15 protein-coding genes are annotated in these 18,095 nt (G+C 55.6%); 6 read left to right on the top strand and 9 right to left on the bottom strand.

All coding sequences use genetic code 11. From position 1 onward, the window contains the following. Positions 1–12: 12 nt before the first annotated feature. The 6 genes from D5269_RS04440 to D5269_RS04415 form a co-directional block, all read right to left on the bottom strand. Positions 13–1,326 carry a glycosyltransferase gene (locus D5269_RS04440; RefSeq protein WP_120483782.1) on the bottom strand — a complete coding sequence of 438 codons (1,314 nt, stop codon included), beginning with the start codon at positions 1,324–1,326 and terminating at the stop codon, positions 13–15. Positions 1,327–1,345: 19 nt separating this feature from the next. Next, positions 1,346–2,584 carry a nucleotide sugar dehydrogenase gene (locus D5269_RS04435; RefSeq protein WP_016314976.1) on the bottom strand — a complete coding sequence of 413 codons (1,239 nt, stop codon included), beginning with the start codon at positions 2,582–2,584 and terminating at the stop codon, positions 1,346–1,348. After that, positions 2,581–3,657, bottom strand: coding sequence for an NAD-dependent epimerase/dehydratase family protein (locus D5269_RS04430; RefSeq protein ID WP_016314977.1), 1,077 nt, complete (start codon positions 3,655–3,657; stop codon positions 2,581–2,583). Before D5269_RS04430 ends, D5269_RS04435 begins: the two co-directional genes overlap by 4 nt. 15 nt (positions 3,658–3,672) lie before the next feature. Then, positions 3,673–4,452 (bottom strand): glucose-1-phosphate cytidylyltransferase, encoded by a 780-nt coding sequence (rfbF, locus tag D5269_RS04425; protein ID WP_016314978.1) that lies wholly within the window; start codon positions 4,450–4,452, stop codon positions 3,673–3,675. Beyond that, positions 4,449–6,335 carry a glycosyltransferase family 2 protein gene (locus tag D5269_RS04420; RefSeq protein ID WP_166545138.1) on the bottom strand — a complete coding sequence of 629 codons (1,887 nt, stop codon included), beginning with the start codon at positions 6,333–6,335 and terminating at the stop codon, positions 4,449–4,451. Before D5269_RS04420 ends, rfbF begins: the two co-directional genes overlap by 4 nt. Before the next feature lie 152 nt (positions 6,336–6,487). After that, complete coding sequence (locus tag D5269_RS04415) at positions 6,488–8,002, bottom strand: flagellin (RefSeq protein ID WP_347707285.1); 1,515 nt, start codon at positions 8,000–8,002, stop codon at positions 6,488–6,490. Positions 8,003–8,014: 12 nt separating this feature from the next. On the opposite strand from D5269_RS04415, the gene D5269_RS04410 reads away from it, so the two are divergent. Beyond that, on the top strand, positions 8,015–8,311 hold the full coding sequence (locus D5269_RS04410) for a hypothetical protein (RefSeq protein WP_166545137.1): 297 nt from the start codon (positions 8,015–8,017) through the stop codon (positions 8,309–8,311). A 192-nt stretch (positions 8,312–8,503) separates the two neighbouring features. On the opposite strand, the gene D5269_RS04405 is transcribed toward D5269_RS04410, so the two are convergent. From D5269_RS04405 to D5269_RS04395, 3 genes are read right to left on the bottom strand one after another with little or no spacing between them, the layout of a single operon-like run. Continuing rightward, positions 8,504–8,935: a hypothetical protein gene (locus tag D5269_RS04405; RefSeq protein WP_120483778.1), complete on the bottom strand. Its 432-nt coding sequence runs from the start codon at positions 8,933–8,935 to the stop codon at positions 8,504–8,506. Continuing rightward, positions 8,932–9,420, bottom strand: coding sequence for a hypothetical protein (locus D5269_RS04400; protein ID WP_120483777.1), 489 nt, complete (start codon positions 9,418–9,420; stop codon positions 8,932–8,934). Before D5269_RS04400 ends, D5269_RS04405 begins: the two co-directional genes overlap by 4 nt. A gap of 25 nt (positions 9,421–9,445) precedes the next feature. Further along, positions 9,446–9,697 (bottom strand): hypothetical protein, encoded by a 252-nt coding sequence (locus D5269_RS04395; protein ID WP_016314983.1) that lies wholly within the window; start codon positions 9,695–9,697, stop codon positions 9,446–9,448. 127 nt (positions 9,698–9,824) lie between these two features. Between D5269_RS04395 and D5269_RS04390 the strand changes: the two genes are divergently transcribed. The 5 genes from D5269_RS04390 to metG all read left to right on the top strand — a co-directional run bounded on the left by D5269_RS04390 (position 9,825) and on the right by metG (position 17,748). After that, positions 9,825–10,298, top strand: a complete 474-nt coding sequence (locus D5269_RS04390; RefSeq protein ID WP_016314984.1) for a metallophosphoesterase — start codon at positions 9,825–9,827, stop codon at positions 10,296–10,298. 242 nt (positions 10,299–10,540) lie between these two features. Beyond that, the gene (locus tag D5269_RS04385; protein WP_120483776.1) at positions 10,541–12,142 is read left to right on the top strand and encodes an ABC-F family ATP-binding cassette domain-containing protein; all 1,602 of its coding nucleotides are present in this window, start codon (positions 10,541–10,543) and stop codon (positions 12,140–12,142) included. 453 nt (positions 12,143–12,595) lie between these two features. Then, positions 12,596–15,172, top strand: coding sequence for a DNA polymerase I (polA, locus tag D5269_RS04380; RefSeq protein ID WP_120483774.1), 2,577 nt, complete (start codon positions 12,596–12,598; stop codon positions 15,170–15,172). Positions 15,173–15,211: 39 nt separating this feature from the next. Beyond that, positions 15,212–15,673: a ribosomal protein S18-alanine N-acetyltransferase gene (rimI, locus tag D5269_RS04375; RefSeq protein ID WP_243150716.1), complete on the top strand. Its 462-nt coding sequence runs from the start codon at positions 15,212–15,214 to the stop codon at positions 15,671–15,673. A gap of 86 nt (positions 15,674–15,759) precedes the next feature. Beyond that, the gene (metG, locus tag D5269_RS04370; RefSeq protein WP_120483773.1) at positions 15,760–17,748 is read left to right on the top strand and encodes a methionine--tRNA ligase; all 1,989 of its coding nucleotides are present in this window, start codon (positions 15,760–15,762) and stop codon (positions 17,746–17,748) included. Positions 17,749–18,095: the final 347 nt, after the last annotated feature.

Here is an 18,095-nt window from a genome sequence, read left to right as displayed (position 1 = left end):
CCTTCTTCGTTATCAGCTCTCCAAACTTTCGGCCAGCTTTCCGATTGCCGTATTCTCAGGATAAAGCAGCCGGGCAATCTGTGCGGCATAGCGGGCATTTTCCCAATCTTCTCCGCAGCCTGCCATCCGGCGCAGGCGCAGATAAAGAAGCTCCTCATCCAGTGGGCACTGTACCACCAACGCGGCCTCGACTCTGCGGGCCTGTTCCCACGCATCCCTGTCCAAAAGCTCCAGAAGCTGCCTTTTACCGATATCCTGCTTGGCGGAGTCCTTCCGATGGAGCAGGGAACAACAGTATTCCAGCGGAAGCGGCGGGGCAGGTGTCAACAGCCGCAGGAGCATCTGATCCACCAGCCACACCATCCTGTTGGAGGTTTCACCGATCTGTGCAAACAGCGGCGCGTCCAGCACTGTACGAAAATAGGATACCTTGCTCTCCGGCGACATGCTGGGATTATCCAGAAGGGAAGCGAGCAGGTCATGAATATGATAATGGTATACATCGTACAGAAAATGCATGGCCTCCCAATTTAGGCAAGTATACGATTTAGCAGTCTGGCACGCTGCAAGAAAAAGCTGTTCCCCCTCTCGGACGCGGTTGGGAGACAGCTCACCCTGTGTGCCCTGATAGACCGAAGCGTTTCGAATCCGGTAGGTATGCAGGCTTTTGGGGACCGAAACAAACCGGGTGATTTTGCGCATCAGATACAGGATACAGAACGTATCCGCACCGTTACGAACCTGTTGGGAAGCGGCCTGCACAAATCCATTGCCATACTCCCAGAGAAGGGAAGCGCGGAACAGCTTCCCCCATACCGAACGGAAGGAGCCGTATTCCTGCGCAAACTGGCTTGCAGACATCTCCCGGCGTTCCAGCGCGAGTGCAGGCGGAAGCCGTTCCCGCAGTGTTTTTTCTCCGGATTCATCTACCATTGTGGTGCCGCATACAACGAGATCCGCCTGTTTTTCGGTTGCTATCTGGTACATCACCTCGAGAAAATCCGGCGCATAGCTGTCGTCCGAATCCAGAACGGCGAAATATTCGCTTTCCAGCTCAAGGGTATACCGGCAGACCAGGTTCCACCAAGCTGCGTTTTCCTCCGGCGTCATCGCATTGTTTACCTCGTTGCGGAACAATACGATCCGCGTATCCCTGCCGGCATATTCCCGCAGGATTTCAGCGGTTCGACCGGTGGAACCATTGTCCTGAATCAGGAGATACAAATCCGGACAGGTCTGTTGCAAAACACTTTCGATTGCCTGACGAAGCCAACTCTCGGGCGTATCGTAGACAACCATCATAAAAACAGCCTTGGCCTGATGCATACAGTTTGTCCTCTCCTTATCAAAGATAACGATAATCCAACACCTTATCCGGGGTACCTGCTTTCACCGCTTTAAATTCCGGCCATCCGGTCAGGATCACCAGTTTGTCCGAGCGATCGCAGATTTCATCCAGAGAATCGGAATACTGGATGTCCAGCGGGTAACAGGATTGGAACTCGGGGATTGCGATGGGATCATAGGCGATGATCCGCCGATAGCCATGCTCCAGAAGCAGCCGGATCACCTTAGCGGAGGTGCAGTCCCGGACATCATTGGAGCCTGGCTTGAACGATAGTCCCAGAATACCGACCTGCTGTTCCTGGGAAACCCGCTGCATGATCCGCTTGGCGATGACTTCCGGCATCTGCTCGTTGGTTTGGATCACACTCCCCAAAAGCGGCAGCTGCAGCCCGATGCTGTTTGCCAGCGCGTAGAGTGCCTTGGTATCTTTGGGCAGGCAGTAACCACCGTACCCACAGCCCGGGTATACATAAGACGCCATCTCTGCACCTGCCCAGCGCCGGTCCATATGTAGGATATGGAAAGCCTCGGCAGTATCAATCTTACCGATCCGCTCGGCAACCTCGGACATCTCATTTGCATAGCTGATCATCGTGGCCAGCAGACTATTGGACAGGTATTTGATAAATTCGGCGGTGGAACATGAGACAGCGCATACGGGAGCGCCCAGTTTTTCATAAAGCATCCTGAGCTTTTGTTCCGACCAGTCATCCGAGCAGCCGATCACCACCCGGTCCGCGTGGATAAAGTCTTCCCAGCAGTGCCCTTCGCGCAGGAATTCGGGATTGTTGGCGAGGGAAAAATCTACGCCATTCTTCCAACCCTGTGCTTCCAGATAAGGGAGGACGCGGTTTTCGACGGTTCCAGGTGGGACCGTCGATTTGATCACAAGCAGGAGTTTTTCTCCCTCCTGCTTGTATTGCATTGTCTCGTCCAGCGCCGCGAACAGGTCGGTCAAATCCGCCGCCCCATCCGGCCCACAGGGGGTTCCTACGCAATAGTAGACAATCCCACTGTTTTCTACCGCCTCCTGCACCGAATCCACAAGCTGGAACGGTCCTCCAAGATGCGTTTCCAGCTGTTCCCGCAGGGATGGTTCTGCAAAAGGGATTGTTTTTTCGCGGAGCATCTGTCGTCTGGACAAGCTCTTCTCCACACCGTACACCTGAAATCCCAGCTGTGCGAACCCCAGCGCAGTGGTCAATCCCACGAAACCAAGCCCAAATACCGAGATCATATGCGTGATTCCTCCATTTCCAGAAGATGCTCCAGATAACGGCCGACCCCATGGCGGGTGTCAATCTGCGGAGCGTAGTGGAGCAGCGTTCTGGCGCGGGAGAGGTCCGGACACCGCCGCTGCGGATTGTCGGTCAGGTAATGGATATCGCTGTGGGTACGGTAGCAGATCTGACCGCTGTAGCCGGTTTGTTTTTCCGCTACCTCACGATAAACCTGTGCAAGACCCGCGACCGAAAGCTCCTCCTGGTCCGAACCGATATTGAAAATCCCATAAGCGCCATAGAGCGCACATTTCAGCATACCGGTGACCGTATCCGAAGCATAGCAGAACGTCCGCGTGACCTTTCCGTCGCTATAGATAACAAGATCCTCCTTGTTGAGGACATTGCTCGCAAAATCGGCTACAACCCGCTGATCGTTGGTGCGCAGGCCGGGTCCGAAGCTGTTGAACGGGCGGATGACAGTGACCGGCATCTGGTATTGATGGTGATAGTTATAGCAGAGGGTTTCGCCAAACCGTTTGGACTCGTCATAACAAGCGCGGGGGCCGGACGTATTGACATAGCCGAAATAGGTTTCCGGCGTGGGGATCTGATCCGGCGCGGGATTCCCATAAATTTCGCTGGTAGAAAAAAACAGCAGGCTGTAGATTTCCCGGTCCCTGTAGAAGTCCAGCAGCCGCCGCAGCCCGATCACATCCGCATCAATCGTTTCGATTGGGTGCAGCCGGTAGTAGACTGGGGAAGCCAGTGACGCCATATGCAGGATGATCTGCGCATCGGCAGCGGGGGAGAGGCCGCAGACAGTAATATCCCCCTCAATCAGCTGGAAACGGGGGTCTGCCCGCAGTTCATCCACCCAGACGGGCCTGCCAAACTGGAAATTATCAATCCCGATCACGCGGGGAATCTCCAGGGATTCCCCATAAGCCCGCAGAAACTGCATCAGCAGATAGCCCAAAGAGCCTGCATAGCCGGTTACCAGAACGGTTTTTCCGGAAAGGGTACGCCGCTCGGCATCCGAAAGCCCCGCATAAATCCGCTGTATATCTTCCTGAACAATTTTCGTCATTCCAGATTCCTCTCTTTACCAGACTTTCCATGGGGCGATCCCGTTTCCCCAAAGGTATTCCAACATGCCCTTGTCCCGTTGGGTATCCATGCACTGCCAGAAGGCGGTATGCTCATAGGCGCCCAATTTCCCTTCACGGCTGAGCTGCTCGAGCGGCTCCCGCTCAAAGACACAGGGTTCCTCGTCTTTCACATAGGAAAAGACTTCCGGTTCCATCACCATAAAGCCGGCGCTGATCCAGCCACCGTCCTCCTTGGCCTTTTCCTTGAACCCATCGACATTCCCGGTGGCATGGTCGAGCTGGAGCACACCGAACCGTCCGCCCGGCTGGATCGCCGTAAGGGTGACCACCTTGCCGGAATCGCGGTGACGGTGCAGCAGCGCATGGAGGTCGATATTGGAAACACCGTCGCCATAGGTCATCATGAACGTTTCGTCCCCGATATATTTTTGCACACGCTTGATCCGGCAGCCGGTCTGCGCGTGCAGGCCGGTGTCTACCAGTGTAATTTTCCACGGTTCCGCGATATTATTATGAATGGTCATCCGGTTCCCGTCGGAAAAATCGAAGGTCACGTCCGAGCAGTGCAGGTAATACTGCGCGAAATACTCCTTAATCAGATACCCCTTGTAACCGCAGCAGATGACAAATTCATTGAACCCGTAATGGGAATAGATTTTCATGATATGCCAGAGGATCGGGAACCCGCCGATCTCGATCATCGGCTTGGGACGCAGATGGCTTTCCTCCGAAATCCGGGTCCCCAGACCGCCCGCCAGAATGACTACTTTCATGAGAGCGCCCCTCCTTGCGGCTGAACCATCATAATCCGCATCATAGCCAGCTCGGGATCGTCCCCGTTGAGCTGCTGGTATCTGGACAGGATTTCCTGTGCTTCCTCCTGTTTTCCATCCTGCAAGGCGTTATAAAATGCGGTTTTCACCGCCTGTGCGAGAGATTCGAACTCCTCACGGTTTTTCCGCTCCTGTTCGCGGCTCTCGTCGATGGGGGAGAGCAGCACCGAAATCTCCCGGCTGCGCTCAGGATACTGTTTCAGCAGGGCCTGCAAGGCGCAGAAATACCCCTCGCGATCCTGCCGGTCATAGAGCGCGAGCGCTTGTTCGGCATCCAGCATAAAGGCATATTCACCCGGCAGCAGATACCGGTTTTCGGGCGTGCAGACCTCCCGACGCAACAGCAGCCGGCAGAACTGGGCATCCCAGCGGATATACCGGCAGACCAGCGGGAAAAGCTCCTCGAGCAGGTTCTTGTCCGAGACGTCCCAGAGGGTGGAAATCAGCTGGAGCTGGGCGCGGCAGACGCCCGGGTCTTTCGGCGGGGCGGGGAATTCCTCAAAATAACGGTCAAAGGCGGGCGCAAGCTGCCCGGCGTTCTGGGCGAAAAGCTGTAGGGATTCCACCAGCGGTTCCCGGCTGGGGAGCTGCTGCAACCAATGGCAGGTTTCCCACAGACGGGAAACGTCACCGCTTTCGGCGGCATAAATGACGTCCACCGCTGCCGATAATTTCCAATGGGTTGGGAGAAGCAGTTTCCGGTCGGTGCGGTCGAGGTAGGCGCGCGCTGTCTGGTATTCCCCCAGCTTGGCATAGCCGAACGCCAGCAGGAAGTTGGTGAGCATCCACTCGCCTTTTCCCGCCGAAGCCAATGTAACGCTGCCCGCATCTTCCGTACAGAGCTTTCCGGCGTGGTACTGCTCATAGAGCGCCTGATACTGTTTGAGCGGCGCAACCGCCCGGGAAAAAGCGTCCTGGTTGTGCAGGCTAAGCCCTAAGATGTAATTTATCTCCATATCCGACATGAGAGGGGGCTTCCCTGCACGCCCGTTAAGATACTGCTTGGCAATCCGCTCGGCCTCAGCGTATTCCTTCAAAGCCAGACAAAGATTCGCCAGTGACGTATAAACCGATGGATACATCCCCAGGCTCTGGTCTTGCGATTCCATCTCGATCGCCTGATAAAGCAGCTCCTTTTTCCTGTCCGCCTCCCATGGAATATCGAACGCGTAGGTATCCGAAAGCTCCCGCAGCCGCCGGGGAGTCATCGGGCCTGGCTCCTGTTCGAGCAGCGGACGGTTACGCAACTGTTTTTCCCGGAACACCTCTTTCTGATAGCCACTGTGGTGCACCAGAGTTGGGAGCTGGACGATCGGGGAATAGGCGATCAGGGTTTCGTGTATCTTTCTGGCGAACCGGTTCCCCGGAATCCGGCGGTGAATCCGCATATAATAGGTGGTGGTAAACTCCTTGCGGGTACTGTCGGCATATTCATAGCGGATCATGGAAATCGTCTGATATTTTTTCGCTTCCTCGCTCTGCAAAAGATGAATCAGCGCTTCGCAATCGGCGTCAAGTACCTCGTCCGCGTCGATATAGAAGAACCATTCCCCCTGTGCGCGGTCGAGGGTTTCGTTTCTGGCCGCGCCAAAATCCCCGCTCCATGGAATCTGAAACAGGGTATCCGCATATTTTTCCGCAATTTCCATTGTGCGGTCGGTCGAACCGGTATCCGCAATAATCAGTTCGCTGGGGACCGCCTTACGCAGCGGCTCGAGCGACTGCAAACATTTCTCGAGGATTGCCTCCTCATTTTTTACGATCATGCCGATCGAAAGGCAGAGCTTCTCCTGCCCTCCGTGTGCCTTTACGCGTGCTTTCAAACCTTTCACAGCCTCCTTTTTCAGGTTGTTTGGAAACCGGGAAACGAGCTGTTTTCCGATCTCCAAGCAGTCTTAAACAGAGAAAGGGACAGACAATCTGCCCGTCTGTCCCTTTCCATTGGAAATGAGACGCTTCCAAAGAAGCTGTGAAATTACTGGAGCAGCTGGAGCACGCTCTGCGGCTGCTGATTTGCCTGAGCCAGCATCGCCTGAGCGGACTGGGTCAGAACGTTGACTTTGGTGTACTCCATCATCATCTTCGCCATGTCGGTGTCGCGGATACGGCTGTTGGCCGACTGCAGGTTCTCCGACGCGGTGTCGAGGTTGTTGATGGTGTATTCGAGACGGTTCTGGGTTGCGCCCAGGACGCCGCGCTGCTCAGATACCTTGTCGATCGCGTTGCGGATCGTGTCGATCGCGTCAGCCGCGCCCGGTCTGGTCGAGATGTCGAGCGAAGCGATGCCCAGGCCCTTGCAGCTCATGTCTTTGACGCCGACGTTGATCTTGTTGTAGTGATCCGCAGTGTCGCCGATCTGGAGGGTCAAGCCGCCCGCAGCAGCACTGCCGTCGCCCTTCTTGAAGTTGAGCTGGGTTGCGGTGTTCCCATCGACCTTAACATCGTAGCCCTTCTCGCGGAGCTGGCTCGCGACACGCTCTGCCGCAGTTTTGTTGGCGACAAGGCCATCCTGGGTGTAGATCGCGGTGTAGCCGAGGTCAGCCTCAGCGCCGTCTTTGACAAGCTGGAACTTCTGTCCGTCGATCTCGAAGTAGTTCTTGGAACCTGCGGTTGCGCCTGAGAAATCAATACCGAAGGTGTCGTCAACACCAGCGGTAACCGCGCCAACGCCGGTATCGCCCGAGGTGAGTGCAACGCCGTTGACCGTCTGGGAGACCTCAAGAATCTTGAAGTGAGTCTCACCCTTATCCTTGCCAGCCCAGGTGATTGAACCGGCGGCCAGAGTCAGAGTAGCATTCTCTTTGAAATCCTTGTTCGCGTTAAGCGCGGTCGAAACCTCAGCATCCAGCTTGGTGGCGTCGGTGACGCTGACCGAGATCGTGTTGATGCTGCCGTCCGCAGTCATATACTTGATCTCGAGGGACGAGCTGTCGCCCGCGGTCAGACCGTTGGACTTGTAGGTGGAAGCCGCCTGAGAAGCCGCGCTACCGCCAGCAGCGGTAACCCCGCTCATCGCAGCACCAGCCAGACCACTCTGAACCTTGGTCGAGCCAACGCCGGTCGCCATCGAACCGTCGAGCAGTTTGATGCCGTTGAAGTTGGTGGACTCGGAGATACGGTCGATTTCCTCTTTCAGCTTGTCAACCTCCTGCTGGAGCGACTCACGGTTGAGGTCTGCGTTGATGCCGTTCGCCGAACGGGTAGCCAGCTCGGTCATACGGTTGAGCATGTTGTGAACCTCGGTCAGCGCACCTTCAGCGGTCTGCACGACAGAAATACCGTCCTGGGCGTTCAACGAAGCGGTGTCGAGGCCCTTGATCTGGGATTTCATCTTTTCAGAGATCGCCAGACCGGAAGCGTCGTCGCCCGCGCGGTTGATACGATAACCGGAGGACAGTTTCTCAAGAGCTTTGGAAACCTGACTGTTGTTCATGCCCAGCTGACGCTGAGAGTTGACTGCCATAATGTTGCTTCTTACTACCATTCCCATGGTGATACCTCCTTGAAATTACGCGGACACCATCCATTGTGTCCGTTGAAAATAAATATTTATTTTCAAGATTCCCTGCTCCGCGGCACAGAGAATCCGAAAACCATATTTTCAAACGCCCCGCCCCTCTTGGACGCCGGCGCGCCCGGCCTCTTGCCGGAAGTAAAAAGCAGCCTGGGAAAATACCTTTCTGATTTGGTTGTCTCAGGTTTTTCAGGCCCTTCTATCTCTGATACTCGCACGCCGCGCCCAAAACTAAACCCCTTCCCGCAAAAAAATTTTTCCTTTATCTGTGGGCGGAAACGTTGAGATTTATATGGAACTATGTTATAATATATGCAAAAAAGGTCTGTGTCACATTGCGTCATATTACAACAGATTATGTAAGTTTTTTGCCGGGAGAAAAACACGAGGGGGCTTTTCTCCCGCAAAAAGCCCCCTTTTGCCGCCAGATGCACTATGCTGACGAACCTTTTTTGTTTGTGAAAGCCAGAATTGTGCCTATAATAATAAGTATGCGAGTGCGGCAAGCAGGGTATTGTCCGCCTTCTCGTTATAAAGGACAAACATCAGCCCCATAATTAAAAGGGTTTCGCTGTCCAGGCTGAACCGGTCGAGCAGGCCCTTGATCGGGTCCTGTGGATGCATCTGGTTCTGTATTGGCAGGTTCTGCTGCGGGAACGGCTGCTGGGCCTGTTGCGGCTGAGGCTGTTCTGCGGGAGCACCTGTGGCCGGCTCCGGCTCTTCTACCACCCGGGACTGCGCTTCGATCACCGGCGGGGCTGCAGGCAGCTCACCGATCGGCGTTTCCTCCCCGTAGAAGCTTGGCACCTGCGCCCGCGCCTGGAATTCATGCACCCGGTTCACAGCTTCCTGCTGCATCCGGAGCATGTCTTCTTCGGTGTAGGTCTTTGTGCTGTTCCAGCGCATCATCTGCGGCCACCTCCCAAAAGGCTGCCCAGCCCACTGAGCAGTCCGCTGTCACGCAGTGCCGGCCATGCGCGCATCAGCTGCATGATCCGCACCGCATCGTCAATCCTTCCTGCACGCGTCTCCGAAAAGTGCGGCTTGAGCGAGCGCAGCAGGTCGATATTTTTGTCGCTCTGGTTAAAGGCGCCCATAATCCCCGCGATCTTCGAGACCGCGTCGAGGTTTGGCGCGCCTGTGCCTGCGCTTCCCGCATTCCCGGCGTTGGCTGCGGCAGAGTTTCCGCCTGCGTTCTGGAAGTTTTGCAGGATGGACGCGATTGCGCCCGGGTCGATCCCCCCGCCGGACGGCTGTTCCCCGCCCGCCGGAGGGGACTGTTCTGCACCTCCGGTATTGATGCCCAGCGACTGCGCCACCTGGCGGAGCTGCTCCATCTTGCTTGGATCACCAAGGATCGAGCTGATTGTGGAATTCAGATCGTCCATTTCCATACAAAGCCTCCCTTTATCCGGCTGGTTATTTCCCCATCAGCCCTTTCAGCAGCATCTGCACCTTGGGGCTTGCGATCAGTTTTTCGATCGCGGCAGGATTGTTCATCAGATTGTTGATCTGCGCCTGTTGGCCGGGGGTCAGATTCTGCATCAAACCATCCATGTTGCCGCTCTGCATCTGCTCCTTGAGCTTCTGCGGATCGGTTCCCATCTTCTGGCTGGCCATCTGCATCAAAGAGTCCATCTGATCGGGGGAAATGTTAAAATTGTTGCCCAATTTGATTCACCGCCTGTTTCATTTCAATTCATAGTATGTTATATTAGTAGCAGATATTCTCAAAAGTGTGACAGGGAATTCGCCCTGTTTGCTCCGCTCAGGAGCGGAGATTGGAGGAGAGAGAAGAATGAGGATCATTGTGATGTCGGATACCCACCGCGATTTTTTCGCCATTCAGGAGCTGGTGCAAAAGCATCAGGATGCGGAAATCTTTATCCATCTGGGGGATGGTGCGAGTGAATTTTCGCAGATTGTCACCCTCTACCCGAACCACAAATTTTTGAATGTGCGTGGAAACTGCGATTTTGGGGTAGAAGCGACATTGGCAGGGTGCTTTTCCTGTGGAATCGCCAAGATTTTTTATACACATGGGCATATGTACAGCGTAAAATACGATCTGGACGGTCTTTTGGATGCTGCAAAGGAGGTCGGGGCGAACGTCGTGCTGTTTGGGCATACCCATGTCCCGCTCTGTACCTATCGGGATGGCATCCATCTGATGAATCCCGGCAGCTTGGGGATGCCCCGCGGCAACAACCCGAGCTATGGGGTGATCGACATTACCGAAAAGGAGATCGTCTGCTTCGTCAACGAACTGTAAAATCGAACGGCTGAAACGAAAGGAATAAAAACCAAAAGTTTCGTCCACCTTTTCAAAGGTGGCGGTTTCCAAAGGCAGAGCCTTTGGCCGCGCTCCGCAGAGCGCGGAACGCTTTATCCTGAGAAGCGCCTTTTTCGGGTGAATTGCCGCCCGGAGGGTGGGCAAGAGGGGGCTTTTTGCAAGAAAAAAAGCCCCTTGTATCTGCGTAGTTTTATGATTGAAATACCAAACCGGAGGAATTTATGATTACAGTCAGCAATGTAAGTTTAATGTTCGGCGGGACCAAGCTGTTCGCAGGGGCGGACCTCAAGTTTACCCCCGGCAACTGTTATGGGATCATCGGCGCAAATGGTGCGGGAAAATCCACTTTCCTGAAAATCCTCTCGGGAGAGCTGGAACCAACCACAGGAGAGGTGGCCATTCCGGAAAAATGCCGGATTTCAGTGCTCAAACAGGACCAGTTCCAGTATGACGCCTACCCGGTGATTGATACGGTCATCATGGGCAACCCGCGGCTTTATCAGGTGATGAAAGAGAAGGACGCGCTCTATGAAAAGCCGGACTTTTCGGATGCGGACGGGGAGCTTGCCGCCGAATTGGAAGGGGAGTTCGCCGAGATGAACGGCTGGGAGGCCGAAGCGGATTCCGGGCGCCTGCTGCAAGGGCTTGGCATCTCCACCGAGCTGTACGGCGTCCCGATGGGCGAGCTGAAAGGCGGGGAAAAGGTCAAGGTGCTGCTGGCACAGGCTCTGTTCGGGCAGCCGGACATCCTGCTGCTCGACGAGCCGACCAACAACCTCGATATCCGGTCGATCGACTGGCTGGAAGATTTTTTGCTCGATTTCCCCGGTACGGTGATTGTCGTCTCGCATGACCGGCATTTCCTCAATACGATCTGCACCCACATTGTGGATATCGACTTCAACCAGTGCCGGATGTATGTCGGCAACTACGATTTCTGGTATGAGTCGAGTAAACTGATGCAGTCGATCCTCAAGGACCAGAACAAACGGCGTGAGGACCAGATCAAAGAACTGCAAAACTTCATCGCGCGTTTTTCAGCGAACAAGTCCAAGTCCAAGCAGGCTACCTCCCGCCGCAAGCTTCTTGAAAAACTCACCGTAGACGAAATACCGGTCAGTTCGCGGCGGTATCCATGGGTCGGCTTCAAGCCTGACCGCGAGGTGGGCAAGGACATCCTGGAGGTCAAAGAGGTATCCAAAACGATTGATGGGGTCAGGGTGCTCGACCGCGTTTCATTCCTTGTTAATCGTGGAGACAAGATCGCGCTAGTCGGCGAAAATGAGCAGGGGCAGACCGCTCTGTTCCGGATTCTGGCAGGGGAGTTGGAACCAGACAGCGGCAGCTACAAATGGGGGCAGACTGCAACCTTCTCCTATTTCCCCAAGGACAATTCCGCATATTTCAACAACAGTGAACTGACTATGCTCCAGTGGTTTGCGCAGTACTCCCCCGACGACACCGAGACGTTCATGCGTGGATTTCTTGGACGAATGCTCTTTTCAGGAGACGACGTGTACAAACAGGTCAAAGTGCTTTCGGGCGGAGAAAAGGTGCGGTGTATGCTTTCCCGGATGATGCTTACCGGCGCGAATGTGCTGCTGCTCGACCAGCCGACCAACCATCTGGATCTCGAGTCGATCACTGCGGTCAACAACGGCCTGACCGATTTCCCGGGCAACCTGCTTTTCTCCTCACAGGATCACCAGTTCATCCAGACAATCGCCAACCGGATCATTGAAATTCACGCGGATGGAACGATTACCGACCGGATGATGACGTTCGATGAATACCTGGAGTATAAAAAATCACAGGAAAAATGACAAAAGGGGGGCTTTTTGCAGATGGAAAAGCCCCCTCGTTCTATTCCTCGGGCGGCGGCTCTTGGGGGTGCTCTTCCGATACGGAAAGGCATCCTTTTTTGATTCGCCGGAAGAGGACTGTTTTTTACGGGCGGGACATGCTATAATAAACACAGATCGAACAATAAGAACCCGTATTCACAACCATTTGATACCGTCTGAGCGGGTCTTTTGCCGGCCTGCCGCGTTGAAAAATCTTGCAATATACAAAGTATTGCCTGTGTTTTTTCGCCTCGCAGGGCAGTAAAATCCCTCGTCCACCCGGCATCCCCTGATTATGAATACAGGTTCTAAGACTGTTTGCAGCAGCGCTTTGTGCAGTGTGAAACCGGCCTTGCCGGCTTTCATGCTGCTCCGGTGCTTGCAGTGATGCAATTACGGTCCAAAGCATACTGCGTTTGAAAGGAGAACAAGATGAAGCTGCTGGCAATCGACGGGAACAGCATCCTGAACAGAGCCTATTACGGCGTCAAGGCACTCACCACCAAAAACGGGGAATTTACCAACGGAATCTATGGTTTTTTGAATATCCTGCTCAAGCTGACCGACGAGGTGAAGCCAGATGCGGTCGCCTGTGCATTCGACCTGCGCGCCCCAACCTTCCGGCACAAGATGTACGAGGGGTACAAGGCCCAGCGAAAAGGGATGCCCAACGAGCTGGCCTCCCAGCTACAGCCGCTCAAGGACCTTTTGCGGGCGCTGGGCTATGTCATTGTCGAATGTGAGGGATACGAAGCGGACGATATTCTGGGCACGCTGGCGAAAGCGTGTGGGGACGCAGGGAACGACTGTGTGATCGCGACCGGGGATCGGGACAGCCTGCAGCTGGTCGGGGAGCATGTGACCGTCCGGCTGGCCACCACCAAAATGGGCCAGGCATCCTCGACCTTCTATGACACGGAAGCGGTGCGGGAGAAATACGGCGTGACGCCCGAAAAGCTGGTCGATGTGAAAGCGCTGATGGGGGATGCATCAGATAATATACCAGGAGTAGCAGGTATTGGAGAAAAAACAGCATGTAGTCTGATCCAACAGTATCAGGACCTGGACTTTCTGTATGACCACCTCGACGAACTGGAACTCAAGCCTGCGGTGCGTAAAAAGCTGTCCGAGGGCAAAGATTCGGCATATATGAGCCGCGCCCTTGCCAAAATCTGTTGTGAGGCCCCGGTCGACACCGAACCGGCCCATTATCTGCGCGGAGAAGTCGACCATCCCGCAGCAGCTTCGCTCTTCGCGCGGCTGGAGATGTTCACCATGCAGGACCGCTGGAAGATCGACGGTTCGACCGTCCCGGCAGAAGCTGCCGAGCCGTTGGAGCCGGTGCGGGCGGTTTGTGACCCGGATAACCTTCTGGAGATCATCACGCAGGATGGAAAGGCGGATCTGCTGGTCCGGATGGATGCAGACGGGGAGCCATCCGCGCTGGCGGCATGGTGCGGCGGAACGCTCTATCTGACACGGGGAACCGAGCTGCCGGAACTGCTGCGGTCGGGCCTGCCGCTTCGGGTTTGGAGCAGCAAGCCGCTCTACAAATTTGGATACCGGAACCAGATCGAGCCGGCCGGGATCGCCTTTGACGGGGAACTCGCCGCATATCTGCTCAGTCCGACCAGTACAGCTTATGATCCGCTCCGGCTGGCGGCGCAGTATGGAACCCCTGCACCGCCGGCAGAAGGGGTACTGCTGGGGGACTATGCAGAGCTTGCGCCGCAGGCTGCGGCAATCCCCACCCTTTTCGACCGTTTGGAAGCGGAGGTTGCTGCACATGAGCAGGGGAAGCTGCTGCATGAAATTGAGATGCCGCTTGCACAGGTTCTGGCGGTGATGGAGTGTGAAGGCTTTTCGCTTGACAGTGATGCGCTGCGGGCGTATGGCGAAGAACTGGATGGGCGGATCGAGTCGCTTCAGGAAGGGATTTTCCAACATGCGGGAAGCCAGTTCAACCTGAATTCCCCCCGGCAGCTCGGGGATGTGCTGTTCGTGGATCTCGGTCTGCCCGCCAAAAAAAAGACCAAAACCGGCTATTCAACCAATGCGGATGTGCTGGAATCGCTGCGGGGAAAACATCCGATCATCGAGCTGATTCTGGAATACCGGAAACTGTCCAAGTTGAAATCAACCTATGTGGACGGGCTGCTCAAGGTAGTCGGCCCGGATGGACGGGTGCGCTCCACCTTCCAGCAAACCGAAACCCGCACTGGACGGATCAGTTCGACCGAACCCAACCTGCAAAACATCCCGGTGCGCACCAAAGAGGGCAGCCGCCTGCGGGCGTTCTTCAAAGCGCGGGAAGGCTGGCGGCTGATCGACGCGGACTATTCGCAGATCGAGCTGCGGGTGCTGGCGGATATCTCGGGCGACCCACAGATGATCGAAGCATTCCGCAGTGGGGAGGACATCCATACCCGCACCGCTGCGCAGGTGATGGGGCTTCCCGAACTGATGGTCACGCCCGAGATGCGTTCACGGGCCAAGGCGGTCAATTTTGGCATTGTTTATGGAATCGGGGCGTTCTCCCTCTCGCAGGACATCGGGGTGACGGTCGCCGAGGCCGACCGGTATATCAAAGGATACCTGGAAACCTACGCCGGGGTAAAACGCTATATGGAAGAGACGATCCGCTCCGCGCGGGAAACCGGCTACGTCAAAACGCTGTTTGGACGGAGGCGGTATCTGCCCGAGCTGGCCGCGTCCAATAAGGTGACGCAGGCATTTGGGGAGCGGGTCGCGATGAACACACCCATTCAGGGAACCGCGGCGGACATCATCAAAATCGCGATGATCCGGGTGTTTGAGCGGCTGAAAAAGGAGCAGATGCGCGCCCGGCTGATCCTTCAGGTGCACGACGAACTGTTGGTCGAGGCGCCTGAGGAAGAGATCACACTGGCTACGATCATCCTCAAGGAGGAGATGGAACATGCGATCCAGCTCAAGGTGCCGCTCGAGGCGGATACCAACGTGGGCGACAACTGGCTGGATGCGAAATAGCGTTTTTTTCGGAGAGCTGATGTGAAAGAGGGGGATAGGATGGAGATCGCCCGGATGGAGGCCGGACAGGTTCCGGCTGTTGCCGCGCTCGAACGGCAGTGCTTTTCCGAGCCGTGGAGCGAACGCACCTTGGCGCAGGAACTGGAAAACCCGCGCGCGGCTTTCTGGGCCGCATCCGAAGGGGGGCGGCTGGCCGGATATGCCGGGATGCATCGAGTGCTGGACGAAGGATATATCGCGAATGTGGCGGTGGATGCGGCGTTCCGTCGTCAGGGCGTGGCGACCGCCCTGCTGCGGACCCTTCTGGAAGATGCGCAGATACACGGGCTCTCGTTTGTAACACTGGAGGTGCGGGAAGGAAACCTTGCCGCGATTTCATTCTATCGAAAGCTCGGGTTTCAGGAGGTCGGCAGGCGGAAAGGGTTTTACACAGCGCCGCAGGAGGACGCGGTACTGATGACCCTGTTCCTGTCGGGAAATTCGGCAGATTCCGCGCGATAGGGTATGTTCTTTTTCGGAAAACTATGGTATACTAAATTATTCTATTTCAGCGGCGTTCAAAAAGCCTGCTAAGGAGGACTTTCCAGATGAATGGTCAGGGAAAAACATTTTATATTACAACACCGATCTATTATCCGTCGGACAAGCTGCACATCGGGCATAGCTACTGCACCGTTGCAACAGATGTCATGGCGCGCTATAAAAGGATGCAGGGGTTTGACGTCCTGTTCCTCACCGGTACCGACGAGCATGGGCAGAAGATCGAACAGAAGGCAGAAGCTGCCGGCGTCACCCCACAGCAGTATGTAGATCAGGTGGTTGCGGGCATCAAGGAGCTTTGGAAGCTGCTGAACATTTCGAACGACCGGTTTATCCGCACGACCGACAGCTACCATCAGGAGTCGGTGCAGAAAATCTTCAAAACGCTTTACGACAAGGGTTATATTTATAAAGGCTCCTACAAGGGTAAATACTGCACCCCCTGCGAGTCGTTCTGGACCGAGAGCCAGCTCAAGGACGGGAAATGCCCCGACTGCGGGCGGGAGGTTATCGATGCGGAAGAGGAAGCGTACTTCTTCAAGCTGTCTGCATTTGCCGACCGGCTGGTCAAACTCTACGAAGAAAACCCGCTCTTTATGGAGCCGCAGAGCCGCCTGAACGAGATGGTGAACAACTTCATCAAGCCGGGTCTGGAAGACCTGTGCGTCTCCCGCACCTCTTTTAAATGGGGGATTCCGGTCACTTTTGATCCGAAGCATGTTGTCTATGTCTGGGTGGACGCACTCTCCAACTATATCACTGCGCTCGGCTATGGCAATGAGCAGTACCACGATTTTGAGAAGTACTGGCCCGCCGATGTGCACTTTGTCGGCAAGGAGATCATGCGGTTCCACACGATCATCTGGCCGGCGATGCTGATGGCACTCGATCTGCCGCTGCCGAAAAAGGTCTATGGGCATGGATGGCTGCTGCTCGAGGGGGGCAAAATGTCCAAATCCAAGGGCAATGTGGTCGATCCGGTGGTGCTGGTTGAGCGGTACGGGGTGGACGCGATCCGCTATTTCCTGTTGCGGGAGTTCCCGTTCGGCTCGGACGGACTGTTCTCCAATGAAAGCCTGATTACCCGGATCAACGCCGACCTTGCCAACGACCTGGGAAATCTGGTTTCCCGTTCGGCTGCGATGGTTGGGAAATATTTTGATGGGACCTTGCCCGCCGAGCGTCATGCGGAACCGCTCGACGATGAGGTGATCGCGATTGCAAAATCCCTCAAACAGAATTATGAAACCCAGATGGAAGCATTTGCGTTCCAGAACGCACTGATCGAGATTTTCAAGCTGGTGTCCCGCACCAACAAGTATATTGATGAAACCGCGCCCTGGGTGCTCGCCAAGGACGAGGCCAACCGCCCACGGCTCGCGTCGGTGCTTTACAATCTGCTCGAGTGTGTCCGGATCGCGGGCATCCTGCTCACCCCGTTTATGCCTTCCACTGCGCCGAAAATCTTCGAGCAGATCGGTGCGGATGCAGGAATCACAAATTATGAGTCGGCGGGGACCTATGGTCTGCTACCCGCGGATGTGGCCGTCCACAAGGGCGAAGGACTGTTCCCGCGGATCGACGTGGCCAAAGAGCTTGCCGCGCTGGAAGCCTCCAAAGAAAAGGCAGCGGAGAAAGCGCCGAAAGAGGAGAAAAAATCTGTTCCGGCGAAAAAGGAGCAGCCCCATCCGGCCGAAGGGGTGGCATCGCTCATTACAATCGACGACTTTGCCAAGGTGCAGCTGCGGGTGGCGAAGGTGACCGCCTGTGAGCCGGTGCCCAAGGCGGACAAACTGCTCCGGCTCCAGCTGGATGATGGTTCAGGAACTCCCCGGCAGGTGGTTTCGGGGATTCATCCATGGTATGAGCCGGATGAGCTGATGGGTAAAAAAGTGATTGTCGTGGCGAATCTGAAGCCTGCCAAACTGCGTGGGGTCGAGTCTAACGGGATGATCCTTGCGGCAGACGCAGGGGAGAACGAGGTCAAAGTGATCTTTGTGGATGCTTCGGTCCCCTGCGGTTCGGTAGTTCGGTAATGAACTCCGGGGATGGCTCATGCCATCCCCGGAGTCTGTTACTCCTGAGGAGAATCCTATTTCAAATTTTTTGCAGGGGGCTTTTTCTCTTGCAAAAAGCCCCCTCTTGCCGCTTCGCGGCAATTCACCCGAAAAAAGCGCTTCACAGGATAAAGTGTTCCGCGCTCTGCGGAGCGCGGCCAAAGGCGCTGCCTTTGGAAACCGCGATTTTTTGAAAAAAATCGAGTAAAACTTTAGTTTTGGGAAAAAGCGGCACCCGGCCCGGAAGGGAGGGGTCTACGGGGAGGGGTCACCGACCCCTCGCCCGTAAGGCAAACTGAGGGGGCGTCGCGGCGTATGCCGCGCTT

The sequence above is a fragment of the Anaerotruncus sp. 1XD42-93 genome (assembly GCF_009917605.1).
Classification (GTDB): Bacteria; Bacillota; Clostridia; order Oscillospirales; family Ruminococcaceae; genus Anaerotruncus.
This window is presented reverse-complemented; position numbering and strand designations above follow the sequence as displayed.